We start from the raw sequence: 17,356 nt of genomic DNA, 5'->3' as shown, positions 1-17,356 counted from the left end.
GAGAGCTGGCCGTGCGCGCGCAGCGACTCGGTCGCCACCACCTTGATGCTGCCGCCGTTGCCCGCGCCCGTGCCCGCGTTGGCTTCCAGGCGCGTGTTGCCGCCGACGGCGATGGCATTGGTGGCCGCGATGTCGATGCTGCCGCCGCCGGTCGCGCCGCTGGCGTCCAGGCGCGCCACCGCGGGCGAGCCGTCGGAATTCGTGGCGCCGTCGATGAGCACGTTGCGCCCTTGCACCGAGATGCTGCCGCCCTTGCCGCTGTCGCTGGCCACCGAGGCCAGCGTGCCGACGCTGGTGCCCACGCCGGAGAAGGAGGTGACCATGCGCATCGAGATGTCGCTGCCCTGGGCGTCGATGGCGATGGTGCCGCCGCTGGTGCGCAGCGCCGTCGGACGGTCGCCATCGACGGTCACGGCCACGCCGTAGGTGGGCGTGGTGGACGGCGTGATGATGATGTCGGGGCTGCCGAGCGTGGCGCTGAAGCCTTCGCTGCCCGCGTGGCCGATGACGTCGATGCGCCGGCCCGCGCCGGCCGAGACCTCGCCGCGGATGGCGACGCCGTTGCCGCCGCCGGCCGACATGTTCCCCGCCGCGAAGCCCGTGTCGGTGCGCAGGCCGTCGAGGTTGGCGCCCTGGCCTTCGATGCGCACGTCGCGCTCGCTGGCCACGGTGGCGTCGTCGATGACGACCGCCGTGCTGGCGCCCACCGTGGCGCCGCCGATGTTGGAAGTCCACGTCGGTCCCTGGCCCTTGATGCCGATGTCGCCCACCGACTTCAGCACCGCGCCGCTGCCGATGGCGACACCGCTGCGCCCGTAGCCCGCGAGGCCGTCGAGTTGCAGGCCGCCCGCGCCGGCTTCGACCGTGCCGCCCGTGATCGACACGCCGTTGCTGCCGCGGAAGATGAAGTCGCCGGTGTCCTGGTCGTCGATCCAGGTGCGGCCCTGGCCGCGCATCGTCACGCGGCCTTCGCCGCCGGTGGTGACCTGGCTGCCGGCGAGCGTCACGCCATCGCGCCACACGAAATCGCCGGTGTCGCCGCCGAGCGGGACGATGCCACCGATGGCGCGGCCGTTCTGTGCGTCGCCCTGGCCGAAGAAGCGCACGTCGCCGCCGTTGGCTGCGATGGTCGCGCCGGTCAGCACGATGGCGCCGGCATAGTCGGTCTCCGCAGAAGGGTTGCCGCTGCTGTTGTTGATGTTCTTCGCGTTGGTGGCGACGCGGCCGGCCGCGTCGGCGTTGAAGTCGACGTGCAGCGCGCCTTGCTGCGATGCGATGGCCGAGCCCTCGTTCATCACGATGCTGCCGGCCGAATCGACGCGCAGCCGCGCCGTGCCGCCTTCGCTCTTGACGACCTGCACACCGGGCGCAAAGGTCACGCCCGCGCCCAGGCCGGTGCGCCCGCTCGCCAGCGTCACGTCGGTGCCGCGGCCCAGCGTGTCGCCGATGCTGCCGGCGCTCACGGAGCCGCCGGTGAAGGCCGGCAGTTTGCTGTCATACGCCGGCACGTTGCCGGCCTCGACGATGCCCAGGTCGGATTGCTTCGCGCTCACGCGCCAGCTGCCGTTGGCGCCGCCTTGCGAACCACCGCCCGCATCGACGCGCACGGCCTGCACACGCACCGCATCGGCCTCGTTCGAGATCGCACCGCCCTTGCCGGCACCCGCGCCGCGCGCGGTCATCTCGCCGTAGGCCTGCAGCCGCGATTCGCGCTCGGGCGCCGGGTCGGCCTCGCCGACCAGGGCCTGGCCCTGGGCGCTGGCCGTGGTGACGTTGCCGCCGGCGCCGCCCGTGGTGGCGTCGGCGCGCAGCACCGCGGTGGACGACAGTGCCACGTCATAGCCGCGCACCGACACGCTGCCGCCGCCGGCCTGGCCGCTGGCGTCGATCACCGCGCGCTGGTCGCCGCCGCCGGTGCCTTCGATACGCACCTGCCCCGCCGCGATGCGGATGGTGCCGCCGTGCTGCCCCGCGCCCATGCCGGTGGCGTCGAGCGTGCCGCCGTTCATCTCGATGCGGTTGTTGCTGCCGGCGCCGAGCACGATCTCGCCGTTGACGTTCTCCAGCGTGCGCGCGCGCACCGTGCCCGACTGGTTCACCACCAGCTCGCCCGCCGTGGTGGAACTGCCGATGAGCATCACGCGCCCGCCGTCGGCCTGCAAGGTGGCGCCCGCGGCGTTCACCACCTTGGCGCTGGTGGCGGCCATGGCCTCGGCCGCGACCACGAGGTTGGTGAGTCCGTCGTTGCCCAGGTCGAAGCTGATCCTGCGGCCCGAGGCCAGCGCCACGGTGCTGTGGTCGGCGACGATGCGGCCGGTGTTGGTCACCTCGGCGCCCATCAGCACCACGGGGCCGCCCACGGCGGTGAGCACACCGGCGTTGCTCACGACCGTGCTCTTGTTGTCGTCGCGCAGGAAATCGAGCTTGCTGCTACCGGCGAGGAAGTCGTTGTCGGTGGTGTTCAGTGCCAGCGTGGACGCCACGAGGCCGCCCACGTTGACCGTCGCGCCCTGGCTGAACACCACGCCGTTCGGGTTGACGAGGAACACGCGCCCGTTGGCCGTGAGCTGGCCGGCGATGGTCGAGAGCTCGTTGCCCGTCACGCGGTTGAGCAGGATGCTGGACACGCCCATCGACTGGTTGATGTTGACCGCGTCCTTGGCACCGATGGAGAAGCTGTTCCAGTTGATGATCGCGCGCAGCGACGACTGCGAGATGCCCAGCGCCTGCCCGCCCGCGCTGGAGGCCGAGGTGGTGCTGCCCACGGTCACGCCGCCCTGCGTGGTGTAGCCGCCCGGCAGGAAGCTCGGCAGGATGGTTTGCGCCAGCGCCGGGGCCAGGCCCATGCACGCGATCGAAAGCGCCAGCGGACGCAGCGGATGCCGGGGTTGGAAGGTGGTGCGGGGCTTCATGGTCAGAACGCCTTTTGCAGCTGCACGTACAGCCGCGGGTTGCGCCCGCCGCCGTCGGTCTGCGCGGGCGGTGTGCCGGCGCGCCAGGCGAGCGTGGCGTTGATCGAGAAGTTGCCGGGGCGCGACCAGCTCAGGCCGATGCCGTAGCCGCGCAGGCTGTGGGAGTTCTCGCCGTCGAAGGGCGAGGGATGGCGCGCGATGCGTCCGCGTGCCGCGTCGTAGAACAGGTAGGGCGTGATCTCGTCGGTGGCGGCCCAGCGGTATTCGAAGGTGCCGATCAGGCCCTGGTCCACCAGCAGTTCGCCCGAGGGGTAGGCGCGCACCGCGCGCGCGCCGCCGAGCGCGAGTTTTTCGGAGGCATCGAGGTTCTTGCTGGCCCACTGCCCACCGACCGAGAAGTACAGCGAGTGGCGCGGCACGATGGCCTGCAGGCGCGACACCTGGAAGCTCAGCTTGGTGAAGCCGCCTTCGGTGTGGCGCCCGCCGAACTGCTGGTCGGACTGGAAGCTCTGCGCGTCGCGGATCGACAGGTCGCCGTGGTACAGCGTGCCCGAGCTGGCCCAGTAGCCGCCGCCCAGCACCTCGTCGCGCCGCTCCCAGGCCCAGCCGATGCCGAAGCCCTGCACGCGCTTCTTCGCCGTGAAGTCGACGCCGCGCAGCTCGTCGGTGAGGTCCTTCACGTCGGCCGTGAGGCGCAGGAACAGGTTCTGCTGGCGCTGGCGGATCAGCGGGTAGTTGAGCGACACGTCGAGCACGTCGGCACGGCCGCGCGCGTCGAGGTCGACGAACTTGCCGCCCAGGTCGTAGCTCACGCGCGAGATGCCGATGCCCGCGCGCAGGCCGCTGGTGCCCAGCGGCGCCTCGTAGGCCACGCGGCCGTACTGCAGCGCGTTGCTGTTGGACAGCAGCAGGCGCGCATCGAGGTTGTCGCCGATGCCGAAGGGGCTGAGCCAGCGCGCCGTGCCGCCCACGCGGTAGCGCCCTGCCTCCTTGGTGCCGTGGTTGTCGGCCTCGGCCGAGAAGGCCCAGCGCGCGCCGGCCTCGACCTCCACCGACAGGTCGGTGGTGCCGGCCTGCGCGCCTTCCTGCAGGCTGGACGACACCTTGAGACCGGGCTGGTCCGACAGCAGCAGCATCGCGCGCTCGTAGGCCGGCGCGTTCACCGCCTCGCCGGGTTGCAGCGCCGCCAGGAAGCCGCGCACGCGCGCCTCGCTGATCGGCGCCTCGGGCGCGACCAGCACGTCGACCTTGCCGAGCCGGCCTTCGATGATGCTGATCTCGACAATGCCGTCGCGCACGGTCTGCACCGGCACCACCGCCTGCGCGAGGAAGTAGCCGCGCTCCTTGTAACGCGTGGTGATGGCCTGCGCGAGGCCTTCGAGGTCGCCGAGCGTGACCTCGCGGCCGATGTACGGCGCGGTGATGGTCTGCAGCTCTTCGTTGCTCAGCGCCTTCACGCCGTTCAGGCGCAGGTCGGTGAGCTTGAAGCTGCCCGCGCCTGCCGCGGGCCGGGGCGGCGCGGGCAGGGTTTGCGGGGCGACGGCGCCGGTGGCCTGCGCCACGGGGCGGTCGCAGCTGCCGCACGGGTCCTTGGTGGGCAGCAGCGTGGTGGCTTCCTGCGCATGGGCGCGGGGCATGGCGACCCACAGCGTGGCGCCGACGAGTGCAGTCGCCGCAATGGCGATCGGCGTCGGCCGAGGACGAAGGCGGATCGCAGAGGCCATGGCAGTGCTTCTTTGCAAGAGGGAGCGTGACGAAGACATGGTCAGCTCCCCACCGTGAGGCGCCAGTTGCCGATCAGGTTGAACGGCCCCCAGAAGAAGGGGTGGGACATCTTGGGGTCCTTCAGCACGGCCAGTTGTCCGGCCTGCATGGCCTTTTGGATGTCGCGGCCCTTGGCGAGCTCGCCATACAGCGTGCCCATGAGCACGGCGGTGGCGTCGTCCGACACCGGCCACAGCGAGGCGATGAGGCTGGAGCTGCCGGCCGAGAGGAACGAGCGCGTGAAGCCCAGCACCTCGTCGCCCTGCGCGATGCGCCCCAGGCCCGACTCGCAGGCCGACAGCGTGACCAGCGCCGTGCCGTCCATCGGCAGCGCGAGGATCTCGTGCGCCTCGAGAAAGTTCTGCTTGCCGCCTTCGTTGGCCAGCAGGATGCGCGAGTACAGCGGATCGACCTCGTCGGCCTCGGCGTGCGCCGCCACGTGCATCAGCGGCGAGCGCGAGGCCACGTCGCGGAACTGCGTCTTGGTGGCGGCGGCGCCCATGTACACCGTGTTGCGCGGGAACAGCTGCGCGAGCTGCTTCACTTCGGTCTCGGCGCCGGGCAGGTCGTACTTGTCCTCGATGCGCGGATTGCCGAAGGCCGTGAGCGACGCGTTCACGCGCGGCGTGCGCTGCGCCAGCTGCACCGCGATGCTGATCGACGGCGCCACCGACACCGGGTGCGTCTCGATGAGGTAGCGCCCGTCCAGGCGCAGCGCCTGGAACGGCAGGTAGTGCAGCGGCCCGTGCGGCACCACCACCACGCGCTGCCCCGGCGCCAGGCCCAGCGGGCCCAGCAGCGCGGCGCCGAGCTTGTCGGCGTTGGTGATGGCGGCGCGGCGGCCGCGCACGATCGAATTGCGGAAGGTCTCGACGAGTTCGGTGAGCTCGTCGCGCTTCACCGCGATGCGCTTTTCGACAATGCGGTCCGGCCCCACGACCCAGACCATCAGGCGGTCGGGCAGCGCGTGGTACTGCACCACCCGCTCGTCGGCCGCCAGCGTGCGCTGCAGCGCGGCCACGCCGACCGTGCCGGCCGACGATTCACTGAGCTTCGCGCGCCCGCGCACCGCGTCGAGCAGCGCGCGCGAGCGGCTGTGCTCGCTGACCTCGAAGGCGCGCTGCGGATCGCCCGCTTCGCTGTACACCGCCACGCCGCGCTCGAACACCGACTGCAGGTCGGAGAACAGGCCCATCTTCACTTCTTCGCTGCGAAAGCGCGCGCGCACCTGGTCGACATCGGCCAGCGCGCGGCCCGCGGCCTCGGCGGCGGCCTGCTTCTGGCCCAGCGCGAGTTCGCTGCGCGCCACGCCGTCCCAGGCCCAGAGCCGGTAGTAGGCGGTGTCGGTGCCGACCTGGCGCGTGGTGAGCGCGCGGTACTTGTCGCGTGCCTCGGCCGGCTTGTTCTCGGCCAGCAGCAGGCGGGCGCGCGTGCGTTCGAGCTGCGCGGCCAGCGGCGCCTCGCGCGGCTCGGCCATGTCGCCGAGCACCTGGCGCGCGCGTGCCGCGTCACCCGACTCGATGAGCGCGTTGACCAGCGAGGCCTGCACCAGCGGCGCATAGCGCGGCGAGCTGTTGGCCAGTGCCTCGTCGTAGCTGAGCACCGCGCCGGCGAAGTCGCCGCGCCGCGTGCGCACGTCGCCGATCACCTTCTGCACCGGGCCGACCACCAGCTTGGGGTCGCGCGCGGGATGGCGCAGCGCTTCGCGCGCGAACTCCTCGGCCTTCTCGAGCTGGCCCGAATAGCTGTAGACGATCGCCAGGTCGCGGTTGGCCACGGCGCGCAGGTTCGGGTCGCTGGTGGCGTTGGCCAGGTGCAGCGCCTTGCTCGCGGCGCGCACGCTCTGGCGGAACTCGCCCGCCTCGGCCAACGCGACCGCCTGGCTGCAGTATTGATAGCCCGAGAGCTTGACCGCGTCCTGCCCGTAGAGCACCGCGCCTTCGCTGGTCAGGGCCAGCAGCGTGTCGGTGTCGGCCAGCCGCGCCTGCGCCATGCGGTCGGCCGCGGCTTCGGCACTCGGGCCGCCCGCCGCAGCGGCGGGAGTTGCAGGTGGTGGCGCCGGACGTTGTGCCTGCGCCGAAGGACCGCCGGGGCCCAGAAGCAGCACACCCACCAGGCCGACCGCACCGGCAAGACCGGCACGGCGACGCGCCGGATGCGCACATCCCCATCTCGAAAACCACGCCATTGAACCCCCTCGACCCATGCACTCGCTGCCGCGAACGCTCGACGCCGCGGGAGTGCGCGCCGTTCAGGCCTCGTGGGAAAGTCTAGGAGCGGGTGTTCACCTCGCCTATTCGCAATACGGTCTAGCGCAAATGGCGTAGAGCCGGTTCACGCTAGGCGGGCACGCTGTCGATGTTGAGCCGGTCCCAATGCCGGTGCTTCGCAATCGCCGCAATGAAGTCGTGCGCGATCTGCGTCGCCGCCGTGGCGTCGCCCAGGTTCGTGACGGGCGTTTCGGCCACCACCACGCCGGCCGGCGCCTCGCCCTCGGGCGTGACGCCCAGCGTGGCCAGCAACTGCACGCCCTCGCCCACCGCGCAGATCGCCTTGCAGTGCTTGTAGGCCTCGAGCACGAAATGCACGGCATCGCCCTGTGCCGCGAGCGCGGCGGCGCCCTCGGCGCCTGCAGGCACGAGCACGGCGTCGAACAACACCGAGGCGGTGTTGGTGAAGGTCATGTCGACGTCGATCTGGCGTTTCGACGCGCTGGCCACGGTGCCGAGCTTCGGGCCCACCACCTTGCACAGCACGCCCACCTGCTCGAGCGCATCGCGAATGGGCTTCAGCGAGGCCGAGTCGACGCCGTCGGCCACGAGGATCGCGACCTTGCGCGTGCGCACCACGCCGTCGGCGCTGCCATCGCTCATGCGCAGCGCGGGCGATTCGTCGATGGGCAACTCGATGCGGTGTTCGCGAAAGCCCGAGTACCCCGCCGCCGCTTTCGCGTCGGGCTCGCCGATGCCCAGCGGCTCGGCCACGCGGCGTGCGAGTTTCTCGTCCACGTGCGCGAGGTTGTCGACCATGCGCTGGCGGATCGCGGGCACTTCGAGCTTCGAGAGTTCGAAGCGGAAGGCCGCGACGATGTGCTCCTTCTCGGCCATGCTCTGGCTGTTGAAGAACAGGCGCGCCTGCGTGAAGTGGTCGTCGAACGACGGGCTGCGGCGCCGCACCTTCGGCGACTCGATCTCTTCGGGGAACGACTGGAAGCCGTGGCTGCCGCCGTCCACGCGGAACTCGGTGCCGCTGCCCAGCGTGTTGGGCTCGTAGGCGACCTGGCCGCGCGCGATGGTCTGGCGGTGCATGCCGTCGCGCTGCATGTTGTGGAACGGGCACACGGCCTTGTTGATCGGCAGCTCGTGGAAGTTGGCGCCGCCCAGCCGCGAGATCTGCGTGTCGGTGTAGCTGAACAGGCGCCCCTGCAACAGCGGGTCGTTGCTGAAGTCGATGCCGGGCACGACGTGGCCCGGGTGGAAGGCCACCTGCTCGGTCTCGGCGAAGAAGTTGTCGGGGTTGCGGTTGAGCACCAGCTTGCCGATGCGCTGCACGGGCACCATCTCTTCGGGGATCAGCTTGGTCGGGTCGAGCAGGTCGAAGCCCAGCGATTCGGCACGGTCGGGCGCGATGAGCTGCACGCCCAGCTCCCACTCGGGGAAGTGGCCCTGCTCGATGGCCTCCCAGAGGTCGCGACGGTGGAAGTCGGGGTCCTTGCCGGCGATCTTCTGCGCCTCGTCCCACACGAGGCCGTGCACGCCGAGCTTGGGCTTCCAGTGGAACTTCACGAAGTGGCTCTCGCCGCGCGCGTTGACGAAGCGGAAGGTGTGAACGCCGAAGCCTTCCATCATGCGAAGGCTGCGCGGAATGGCGCGGTCGCTCATGGCCCACATCAGCATGTGGGTGCTCTCGGGCATGAGCGAGGCGAAGTCCCAGAAGGTGTCGTGCGCGCTCGCGGCCTGCGGCATCTCGTGGTGCGGCTCGGGCTTGACGGCGTGGATGAGGTCGGGGAACTTCATCGCGTCCTGGATGAAGAACACGGGGATGTTGTTGCCCACGAGGTCGTAGTTGCCCTCGCGCGTGTAGAACTTGACGGCGAAGCCGCGCACGTCGCGCACGGTGTCGGCCGAGCCGCGCGAGCCGGCCACGGTCGAAAAGCGCACGAACACGGGCGTCTTCGCATCGGGGTCCTGCAGGAAATCGGCGCAGGTGTACTGCGACATCGACTGGTAGACCTGGAAGTAGCCGTGCGCTGCCGAGCCGCGCGCGTGCACGGCGCGCTCGGGAATGCGCTCGTGGTCGAAGTGCGTGATCTTCTCGCGCAGGATGAAGTCTTCGAGCAGCGTCGGCCCGCGCACGCCCGCCTTGAGCGAGTTGTGGTTGTCGGGAACCTGCAGGCCCTGGTTGGTCGTCAGGTGCGTGGGGTGCTCGGTGGTGAAACCCTCGAGCTGCAGCTGCTTGGCGTTGGCGCCGTCACCGGTCTTGGCGGTGCTGGCGCGGCGGCCTGCGGCGGCCTTGTTCTGGGGGGACATCGGGGTTCTGGGCATCGATGCGGGTCGGCTCAGCCGGCCTCGTTGCTGTTGCCGCTGCCGATGAAGATGTCGAGCACGTTCACCACGGCGATCAGGCCGATGCAGGCGGTCACGGCAGCCACCGCCCAGATCAGGATGTCGTCGCCCCAGGTGCCCATGAGCGAATCGAACAGTGCCGAGATTTCCATGATGTTTTTCCCTCCGAGAGAAGCGGGGCCGCAAGCCGGCAAATCCGCAAAGAGGAAGCTTAGGTGGGGCCCGGTGCGCGGGCCGTAGTGGCCGCCCCTCCCCGTCTGTGGGAGAAGGTGGGCGTCACCGGTAGGAGGGCGCCGACAGGCGCGAGCCTCAGACGGTCGGGTCGAGCACGCGCTCGCTGGGCCGCGCGAAGTAGAACCACTCGGCGCCCGGCAGCGCCATCGCGTTCGGGAACACGATGAAGCCGTCGTCGGGCGCGCTGACCAGCGTGCCGTCGTGCCGCATGCCCACGGGTTCGCCGCGCTGCACGGGGTCGAAGGTGGCCCAGTCGCGCACGAAGCTGTCGTCCTCGTGCAGGCGGTCGGTCACGCTCGCCAGGCGCAGCAGCTGGGGCGGCTGCGGGGGCGCGGCCGACAGGCCCGGCGGCAGCGCCGCCATGCCCAGCAGCGCGAGCGTGCGGCGGATGGCCGCCCACGCCACCTCGGGCGCCTGAGGGTCCTGGTGCTGGCCGCATTCGAGCGTGACGCCGTAGCCGCCGCAGCTGCGGATGTATTCGTTGGTGCCGCGGCCGAAGTCGATGGCGGCCTCGTCGACCGCCGCGCCGCGCTGCGCGAGGCCGGCGGCGTAGATGTCGAGCCAGCCCTCGACGACGATGGGCGTGCCGATGTGCAGCGCGAGCCGGCCTTCTTCCTGCGCGCGCGCAAAGGGCTCGAGGCTGCCGCTGTTGTCGCGCGGGCCAATCATCGCGAAGGCCTCGCCCTCGCTCTGGAAGGAGTGCAGGTCGAGCAGCACGTCGTGGCGCGCGATGACGGGCGCCAGCCGGTTGGTGATGCGGGCCTCGTAGTCGGCCGGCGTCTCGCTCGGGCGGAACAGGCGGTTGAGGTTGCGCTGGCCCTCGCGCTGCAGGCGTCGTCGCGCGAGCGGGTTGGCCACGGGCACGAGCGTGAGTTCGCCGCGCAGCAGGTGCAAGTCGCCGGCATCGAACTCGGCCAGCACGCGCGCGATGCCCTCGGTGCCGCAGGTTTCGTCGCCGTGCACCCCGCCGATCACGAGCAGGCGCGGGCCGGGGTTCAGCGACGCGAAGGCATGCAGGCGCAGGCTGTCGGTGGCGGTCGCGGCGTCGTCGAAAAGCGGGGTGGACATGCGGGCGATTATGCGGAGGCGACTGTGGCCACGCAAAAGGCAAGACCCTGTGGCATGGCGGGCGTGCAGCGCGAACCTACAGCCGCGCCCTGGCCTGTCCTACTGCCCCGTGGCGGGGCGCCGCGCAAGCTGGCGCCAGACCCGAACTTTGAAGGAGCACACGATGGCCCAGCAGCCGCGCAAGGACAAGAAGGACACCACCCGCGTCGAAAAGGACGGCGAATCGGCGCCGCGCCTGCCGCACGAGCGCGACCAGTCGTCGGACAGCCAGGTGATGCAGGACGGCCAGCCGCCCGAGAAGGGCCGGCGCGGCTACGAGGACGTGGAGCGCGGCGTGGTCGACACCGACCGCGGGCTCACGCCCGAGCGCACCGCCGACGGCAAGGTCAGGCCTTGACGGTGGCCAGCTGCTGGCGCATGTCGCCGATCACCGCGCCGTAGTCCTTGGCGTTGAAGATCGCGCTGCCCGCCACGAAGGTGTCGGCGCCGGCCGAAGCCACGCGGGCGATGTTGTCGGCCTTGATGCCGCCGTCCACCTCGAGGCGGATGTCGCGCCCGCTCTGCTCGATGCGCTTGCGCGCCTGCTCGATCTTGCGCAGCGCCGAATCGATGAAGCTCTGGCCGCCGAAGCCGGGGTTGACGCTCATGATGAGGATCAGGTCGATGTCGTCGATGGCCCAGTCCAGCGCCTCGAGGCCGGCGCCCGGGTTGAACACCAGGCCGGGCTTGCAGCCCGCGGCCTTGATGGCCTGGATGCTGCGGTGCACATGGGTCGATGCGTCGGGGTGGAAGCTGATGTAGTCAGCGCCCGCTTGCGCAAAAGACGCGGCCAGCGCGTCGACCGGCTGGATCATCAGGTGCACGTCGATGGGCACGGGCGTGCCGTCGGCGGTCTTGGCGTAGGGCTTGAGGGCCTGGCAGATCATGGGGCCGAAGGTCAGGTTCGGCACGTAATGGTTGTCCATCACGTCGAAGTGAATCCAGTCGGCGCCGGCCGCGATCACGTCGGTCAGTTCCTGGCCGAGGTGCGCGAAGTCGGCGGAAAGAATGGAGGGCGCAATGCGGAACGGGGTGCTGCTCATAACCCCGGATTCTCGCAGCCGTCGGAAGTCCGAGGAAAGGCCTCCGTTACCATGCGCCCCATGTCACACAGCCCCTTCAGCGTACAGGTCGAACCGCGTTACCTGGCCGACCAGTCCTCGCCCAAGGACAACGTCTACACCTTCTCCTACACGATCACCGTCACCAATGTGGGCACGGTGGGCGCGCAATTGATCGCGCGCCACTGGCTCATCAACGACGCCTCTGGGCATGCGCAGGAGGTCAAGGGCCTCGGCGTGATCGGCCAGCAGCCGCTGCTGGCGCCCGGCGAATCGTTTCGCTACACCAGCGGCTGCCGCCTGCAGGCGGCCAGCGGCACGATGCATGGCAGCTTCTTCGTGGTGACCGAGGAAGGCGAGCGTTTCGACGTGCCCGTTCCCATGTTCGTGCTCGAAGCCGACATCGGCGGCGCCCCGGTCTCCCGGGTGCTTCACTAGGTACTCCCCCAGGCTTCGCGCACTTCGTGTCGCTTCTCCTTCCCCCTCGCCGGGGGCAACACCAGCGGCCCGGCTGAGCCGGTTGCGCGGTGTTCCCCGCACTGATCCGTTACGAATTCATCATGGCTGCTGCATCTCGCGACTTGCAGGGGCTGCTTGCCGGCCTCGACCCCACGGCCGATGTGGCGCAGCGCCACATCTGGCTCATCAACCTCTTCGACTGGCTGCGCGGCGACCGCGCCTCGCCGCAGGCCGCCATCGGCCGCGTGCAGTTGCTGCTCGACGCCGTCGAGGCACGCCCCGAGCTGTGCGATCGGCTGCGCGCCTGGTGGCGCGCGTTCACGCAGTCGGTCGACCTCACGGCGCTGCTGGCCGACTATGGCTTTGCGCCGCGCACCGCCTTCCTGAGCGAGTTCGGCGAGCGCATGCGCCGCAAGATATTGCCGGGCACGCCCGAGACCACCGACGCCTCGGACCTGTTCCGGCTGGTGCTGCCCGGCGTGTTCGACGCCGGCTGGATCGCGCTGCTCGACGACACCCAGCTCGCGCGCATCGGCGCGCTGCTGGCCGACGCCGCGCCCATGCCCGACGGCTCGGCGCGCTGGCGCCACACGGTGATGGACGCCGTCACCTACTGCTGCAGCCAGGTGGTGGCGACGGGCTTTTCGCCCGAGCTGCGGCTGCGCATCAGCCCCGAAGCGGGCGAGGCGCGCCCTTTCCACGCCCTCATGGCCGACCTGGACGCGCTGCGCGAGCAGATGTTCGCCCTGCCGCGCGACGAAGAATCCCTGCAGGCCGCCTTCGTGGCCTTCCGCGACCGGCTCGATGCCTGCCGTTCCAGCGCCTCGTCGGTCTACACGCACCTGGAAGACAACGGCATCTCGGTCGGCCTGGTGTTCCGGCTGCGCCAGCTGCGCGAGCGCGTGCTGCGCATCCGCGAGCTGCTCGACTGCCTGATGTCGCCCGTGCCGGGGCCGAGCATGGCGCGGCTGGTCGGCAAGCTGGTACTGGCAGGCGGCGAGCGCAACAGCATCCGCGCGCTGATCGCCTCCAACTCGTCGATGCTCGCGGCCAAGGTGACCGAGCGCAGCGCCGAGACGGGCGAGCACTACATCACCCGCGACCGCCGCAGCTACCTGCAGATGGTGAAGAAGGCCGCCGGCGGCGGCGCCTTCACGGCGCTGACGGTGCTGGCCAAGTTCGGCATCTACGCGCTGGCCCTGTCGGCCTTCTGGAGCGGGCTGGCCGCGGGCCTCATGTACGCGGCCAGCTTCGTGGCGATCCAGCTGCTGCACCTCACGCTGGCCACCAAGCAGCCGGCCATGACCGCGCCCGCCATGGCGGCGCGGCTGCGCGACATCAAGTCGGACGACGCCGTGGACCAGTTCGTCGACGAGGTGGCCAACCTCGTGCGCTCGCAGGTGGCGGCCGTGCTGGGCAACGTGCTCCTGGTGGTGCCGGCGGTGGGCCTGCTGGTGCTGGGCTGGCAGGCCGCGCTGGGCCGGCCGCTGCTGGACGCGGCGCATGCGGCCTCCACGCTGCATTCGCTGTCGCTGCTCGGACCGACCGTGCTTTTCGCGGCAATCACCGGCATCCTGCTGTTTTCGTCCAGCATCATCGCCGGATGGACAGAAAACGCCTTTGTCCTGCATCGCCTGGACTCCGCCATGCGTTACAACCCTCGCATCGGCGCCTTTCTCGGTGCCGCCCGGGCCCGTCGCTGGGCCGCCTTCATGCGCACACACATCTCAGGCTTCGCCTCCAACATCTCGCTGGGACTCATGCTCGGACTGCTGCCCGCGTTCGCGGGCTTCTTCGGGCTCGGGCTGGATGTGCGCCATGTCACGCTGTCGGCCGGCCAGATCGCGGCCGCGGCGGCATCCATCGGGCTGCCGGCACTGCACCAGCCGGCCCTGTGGTGGGCGGTTGCGGCGATCCCGGTGATCGGCGCGCTCAATGTGAGCGTGAGTTTCTATTTCGCTTTCCGGCTGGCGCTGCGCGCGCACAGCGTGAGCCTCGGTGACCGCGCCCGCATCCGCAGCGCGATCTGGGCCCGCTGGCGCAGCCGGCCGGTGAGCTTCTTCCTGCCTACATGAACCTGACCGCACTCCTCGCCGAACTCCAGGGCTTCTGGGCCGAATGGGCGCGCCCCTCGGCCGGCCTGCCCACCGTGCTCTGGGCCCTGCTGGTGGCCGCCGCCGCGGCCTCCGGCCACCTGGTGCAGCGCTACCTGGGAATGCCGAAGGTCATCGGCTATTCGGTGGTGGGCGCAGTGGTGGGCTTTGCCGGTTTCGAGGGCGCGATCTGGCCGCTGCGCGGCATCAGCCTGTTCCTGCTGGAGCTGGGCGCGGCCGTGGTGCTGTTCGAGGCGGGCGGGCGGCTGCCGCTGCGCTGGTTCCGCCACAACCCGATGGTGCTGGTGCAGAGCCTGCTGGAGGCGGGGCTGACCTACTTCGGCGTGTACTGGATATTGATTCTTCTGGGCCTGCCCGAGCCGGTGGCCAACCCCATCGCGCTGATGGCGATCGTCGCCTCGCCGGCTGTGCTCAGCCGCGTGATCATGGACACCCGCGCCGCCGGCCCGGTGACCGAACGCGCCATGACGCTGGCCACGCTCAACACCTTCTACGCGCTCACGCTGGGCTACGCGCAGGCCGGCCTGATCGAGCGCGCACCGCAGTCGCTGATGCTCAAGCTCTACCCGGTCGCGGTGGTGCTGGGCATGTCGTTCGTGGTCGGCGCGATCATGGCGCTGGCGCTGCGCTCGGCGCTGCGCGTGATGAGCCCGAACAGCGAGAACACCTCGATCCTGCTGCTGGCGATCATCGCGGCGGGCGCGGCGCTCACGGCCCACATCGGCGGCTCGGCGCCGCTGGCGGCGCTCATCGGCGGCGTGCTGCTCAAGACGCTCAACCCCAAGCCCTGGGCCTGGCAGCGCCAGCTCGGCACCGCCTCGTCGCTGCTGACCATGCTGATGTTCGTGCTGGTGTCGATGGTGGCGGCCCAGGCCGACTGGACCCTGCCCGTGGCCAGCGTGGTGCTGGCCGTGATCGGCGTGCGCCTGGTCACCAAGATCTCGGGCGTGGCCATTGCCAACCCGGGCAGCGGCGCCAGCTGGAAGCAGGCCTTCTGGGTCGGCTGCGCGATGACGCCGCTGTCGTCCATCGCCCTGCTGATCGCCTCCAATTTCGCCTCGGCCTCGCCGCTTCTGGGCACCATGATCACGCAGGTCGCCCTGCCCTCGATCCTGCTGATGGAAGTGATGGGCGCCGTGCTCGCCACCGTGGCGATCCACGCCGTGGGCGAGAGTTCGGTCCCCTGGACGCCGCAGGCCTTCAGCACCACGGAAGACACGCAGCGATGAGCAGCAACAGCAACCCCACCTCCGTCCTCCCGATCGACCCGGACAGCGACGACGTGCGCTCCGCGCCGCTGCCCGCCGATCCGGCGAGCCGCGCCGTCAAGCTCGAGCCCTTCAACAAGTCGGAAGCGCTGTCGCTCGGCGTGGAGCTCGAGCTGCAGCTGGTCAACACACACGACTACGACCTCGCGCCGTATGCCGAAGACATGCTGCGCCTGATGGCGCAGACGCCGCTGCCCGGCAGCGTGGTGCCCGAGATGACCTCGAGCATGATCGAGATCTCGACCGACATCTGCCATTCGGCGCAGGACGTGATCACGCAGCTGTCGCCGATCCGCGAAGCGCTCATCAAGAACGCCGACAAGCTCAACATCGCCGTGGTCGGCGGCGGCACGCACGCCTTCCAGCAGTGGCACGAACGGCGCATCTACGACAAGCCGCGCTTTCGCGAGCTGTCGGAGCTGTACGGCTACCTGAGCAAGCAGTTCACCATCTTCGGCCAGCACGTGCACATCGGCTGCCCCGACGCCGACTCGGCGCTGCTCATGCTGCACCGCATGTCGCGCTATATCCCGCACTTCATCGCGCTGTCGGCCTCGTCGCCCTTCGTGCAGGGGCAGGACACGCAGTTCGACTCGGCACGGCTCAATTCCGTGTTCGCGTTCCCGCTCTCGGGCCGCGCGCCCTTCACCACGAGCTGGAAGGAATTCGAGGCCTACTTCGAGCGCATGACCCGCACCGGCGTCGTGCGCAGCATGAAAGACTTTTATTGGGACATCCGTCCCAAGCCCGAGTTCGGCACCATCGAGATCCGCGTGTTCGACACGCCGCTCACCATCGAGCGCGCCGCCGCGCTCGCGGGTTATGTGCAGTCGCTGGCCGCGTGGTTCCTGCAGGAGCAGCCCTTCGAGCCGAGCGAGGACGACTACCTCGTCTACACCTACAACCGCTTCCAGGCCTGCCGCTTCGGCCTGGACGCGGTGTACGTCGACCCGGCCAGCGGCCAGCACATGCCGCTGCGCGACCACATCCTGATGACCATGACCCAGCTCGAATGGCACAGCGAGGCGCTCAACGCCACGCAGGCGCTGGGCGAGCTGCGCACCAGCGTCGAGGCCAACCGCAACGACGCGCGCTGGCTGCGCGAGAAGCAGGGCAAGGAACGGCTGCTGGCGGAAGTGGTGCGCCAGGCCTCGCTGCGTTTTCGCGGCGCGGCCTGAGTTCGCGGGTCAGGCCGCCACGGCCTCCTGCGAGAACTGCCGGCGGTACACCGTCGGCGACACCTTGAACGCCGTGGCGAAGTGCTTGCGCAGCAGCACCGCCGAGCCGAAGCCCGCATCGGCCGCCACGCGCTCCACCGAGCGGTCGGTCGTTTCGAGCAGCCGCTGCGCCAGCGCCAGCCGCTGGTTCTGCAGCCACTGGCCGACCGTCGTGCCCGTCGATTCGCGAAAGCGCCGCGTGAAGGTGCGCCGGCTCATGAGCGCGCGCTTGGCCAGGTCATCGAGTTCGTGCGGCACATGCAGATGCCGCCCCAGCCATTCGAGCAGCGGCGTGAGCCGGTCGCGCTCGGCCGCTGCCGGCACGGGCTGCTGGATGTACTGCGCCTGACCGCCCTGCCGGTGCGGCGCGACGACCATGCGCCGCGCGGCCCGGTTGGCGGTGTCGGCGCCGTAGCGCACGCGCAGCAGGTGCAGGCAGCAGTCGATGCCCGCGGCCGTGCCCGCCGAGGTGAGCACGTTGCCGTCGTCCACGTACAGCACCTCGGGCTGCAGCACGACCTGCGGGTACTGTTTGGCAAACGCCGCGGCCAGGTGCCAGTGCGTGGTGGCGGGCCGGCCGTCGAGCAGGCCGGCCTCGGCCAGCACGAAGGCGCCCAGGCACAGCCCGACCACGGTGGCGCCGCGCCGGTGCGCC

13 protein-coding genes are annotated in these 17,356 nt (G+C 70.4%); 5 read left to right on the top strand and 8 right to left on the bottom strand.

Features of this window, described 5'->3' with window-relative positions; translation table 11 throughout:
- From VBO01S_RS26520 to VBO01S_RS26500, 6 genes are all read right to left on the bottom strand, one after another.
- Window positions 1–2,912: two-partner secretion domain-containing protein (locus VBO01S_RS26520; protein ID WP_157627465.1), on the bottom strand; the 2,912-nt coding region annotated here is incomplete at its 3' end.
- Window positions 2,913–2,914: 2 nt separating this feature from the next.
- Window positions 2,915–4,636, bottom strand: coding sequence for a ShlB/FhaC/HecB family hemolysin secretion/activation protein (locus VBO01S_RS26515; protein ID WP_255221206.1), 1,722 nt, complete (start codon window positions 4,634–4,636; stop codon window positions 2,915–2,917).
- Window positions 4,637–4,677: 41 nt separating this feature from the next.
- Window positions 4,678–6,789, bottom strand: a complete 2,112-nt coding sequence (locus VBO01S_RS26510) for a CHAT domain-containing protein (RefSeq protein ID WP_255221205.1) — start codon at window positions 6,787–6,789, stop codon at window positions 4,678–4,680.
- A 226-nt stretch (window positions 6,790–7,015) separates the two neighbouring features.
- Window positions 7,016–9,220: a catalase gene (locus VBO01S_RS26505; protein ID WP_502688671.1), complete on the bottom strand. Its 2,205-nt coding sequence runs from the start codon at window positions 9,218–9,220 to the stop codon at window positions 7,016–7,018.
- A 14-nt stretch (window positions 9,221–9,234) separates the two neighbouring features.
- Window positions 9,235–9,393, bottom strand: coding sequence for a hypothetical protein (locus tag VBO01S_RS32825; protein WP_167394958.1), 159 nt, complete (start codon window positions 9,391–9,393; stop codon window positions 9,235–9,237).
- Between the two features lie 157 nt (window positions 9,394–9,550).
- Window positions 9,551–10,543 carry a succinylglutamate desuccinylase/aspartoacylase family protein gene (locus VBO01S_RS26500; RefSeq protein WP_062481003.1) on the bottom strand — a complete coding sequence of 331 codons (993 nt, stop codon included), beginning with the start codon at window positions 10,541–10,543 and terminating at the stop codon, window positions 9,551–9,553.
- 163 nt (window positions 10,544–10,706) lie between these two features.
- Here VBO01S_RS26500 and VBO01S_RS26495 point away from each other — a divergent pair, with 163 nt between their 5' ends.
- Window positions 10,707–10,940 (top strand): hypothetical protein, encoded by a 234-nt coding sequence (locus VBO01S_RS26495; protein WP_062481001.1) that lies wholly within the window; start codon window positions 10,707–10,709, stop codon window positions 10,938–10,940.
- On the opposite strand, the gene rpe is transcribed toward VBO01S_RS26495, so the two are convergent.
- Entirely contained in the window at window positions 10,930–11,625 is a 696-nt protein-coding gene (gene rpe, locus VBO01S_RS26490; protein ID WP_062480999.1) for a ribulose-phosphate 3-epimerase, read from the bottom strand. The two genes, VBO01S_RS26495 and rpe, sit on opposite strands and share 11 nt — an antisense overlap.
- 60 nt (window positions 11,626–11,685) lie before the next feature.
- Here rpe and apaG point away from each other — a divergent pair, with 60 nt between their 5' ends.
- From apaG to VBO01S_RS26470, 4 genes are all read left to right on the top strand, one after another.
- Window positions 11,686–12,081, top strand: coding sequence for a Co2+/Mg2+ efflux facilitator ApaG/CorD (gene apaG, locus VBO01S_RS26485; protein ID WP_062481013.1), 396 nt, complete (start codon window positions 11,686–11,688; stop codon window positions 12,079–12,081).
- Window positions 12,082–12,203: 122 nt separating this feature from the next.
- A complete protein-coding gene (gene tlpB, locus VBO01S_RS26480; RefSeq protein WP_062481011.1) occupies window positions 12,204–14,177 on the top strand; it encodes a transporter-like protein TlpB in 1,974 nt (657 codons plus the stop codon).
- Entirely contained in the window at window positions 14,174–15,445 is a 1,272-nt protein-coding gene (locus tag VBO01S_RS26475) for a cation:proton antiporter (protein ID WP_062480997.1), read from the top strand. The genes tlpB and VBO01S_RS26475 overlap by 4 nt, the downstream gene beginning before the upstream one ends.
- Window positions 15,442–16,662: a YbdK family carboxylate-amine ligase gene (locus VBO01S_RS26470; RefSeq protein WP_062480995.1), complete on the top strand. Its 1,221-nt coding sequence runs from the start codon at window positions 15,442–15,444 to the stop codon at window positions 16,660–16,662. The genes VBO01S_RS26475 and VBO01S_RS26470 overlap by 4 nt, the downstream gene beginning before the upstream one ends.
- Before the next feature lie 9 nt (window positions 16,663–16,671).
- On the opposite strand, the gene VBO01S_RS26465 is transcribed toward VBO01S_RS26470, so the two are convergent.
- On the bottom strand, window positions 16,672–17,356 hold a 685-nt coding region (locus VBO01S_RS26465), incomplete at its 5' end, for a helix-turn-helix domain-containing protein (protein WP_062480993.1).

The sequence above is a fragment of the Variovorax boronicumulans NBRC 103145 genome, from assembly GCF_001591345.1.
In the GTDB taxonomy this organism is placed as follows: Bacteria; Pseudomonadota; Gammaproteobacteria; order Burkholderiales; family Burkholderiaceae_C; genus Variovorax; species Variovorax boronicumulans.
Note: the sequence above shows the minus strand (reverse complement) of the source record. Positions and strands in the feature narration are given on the sequence as shown.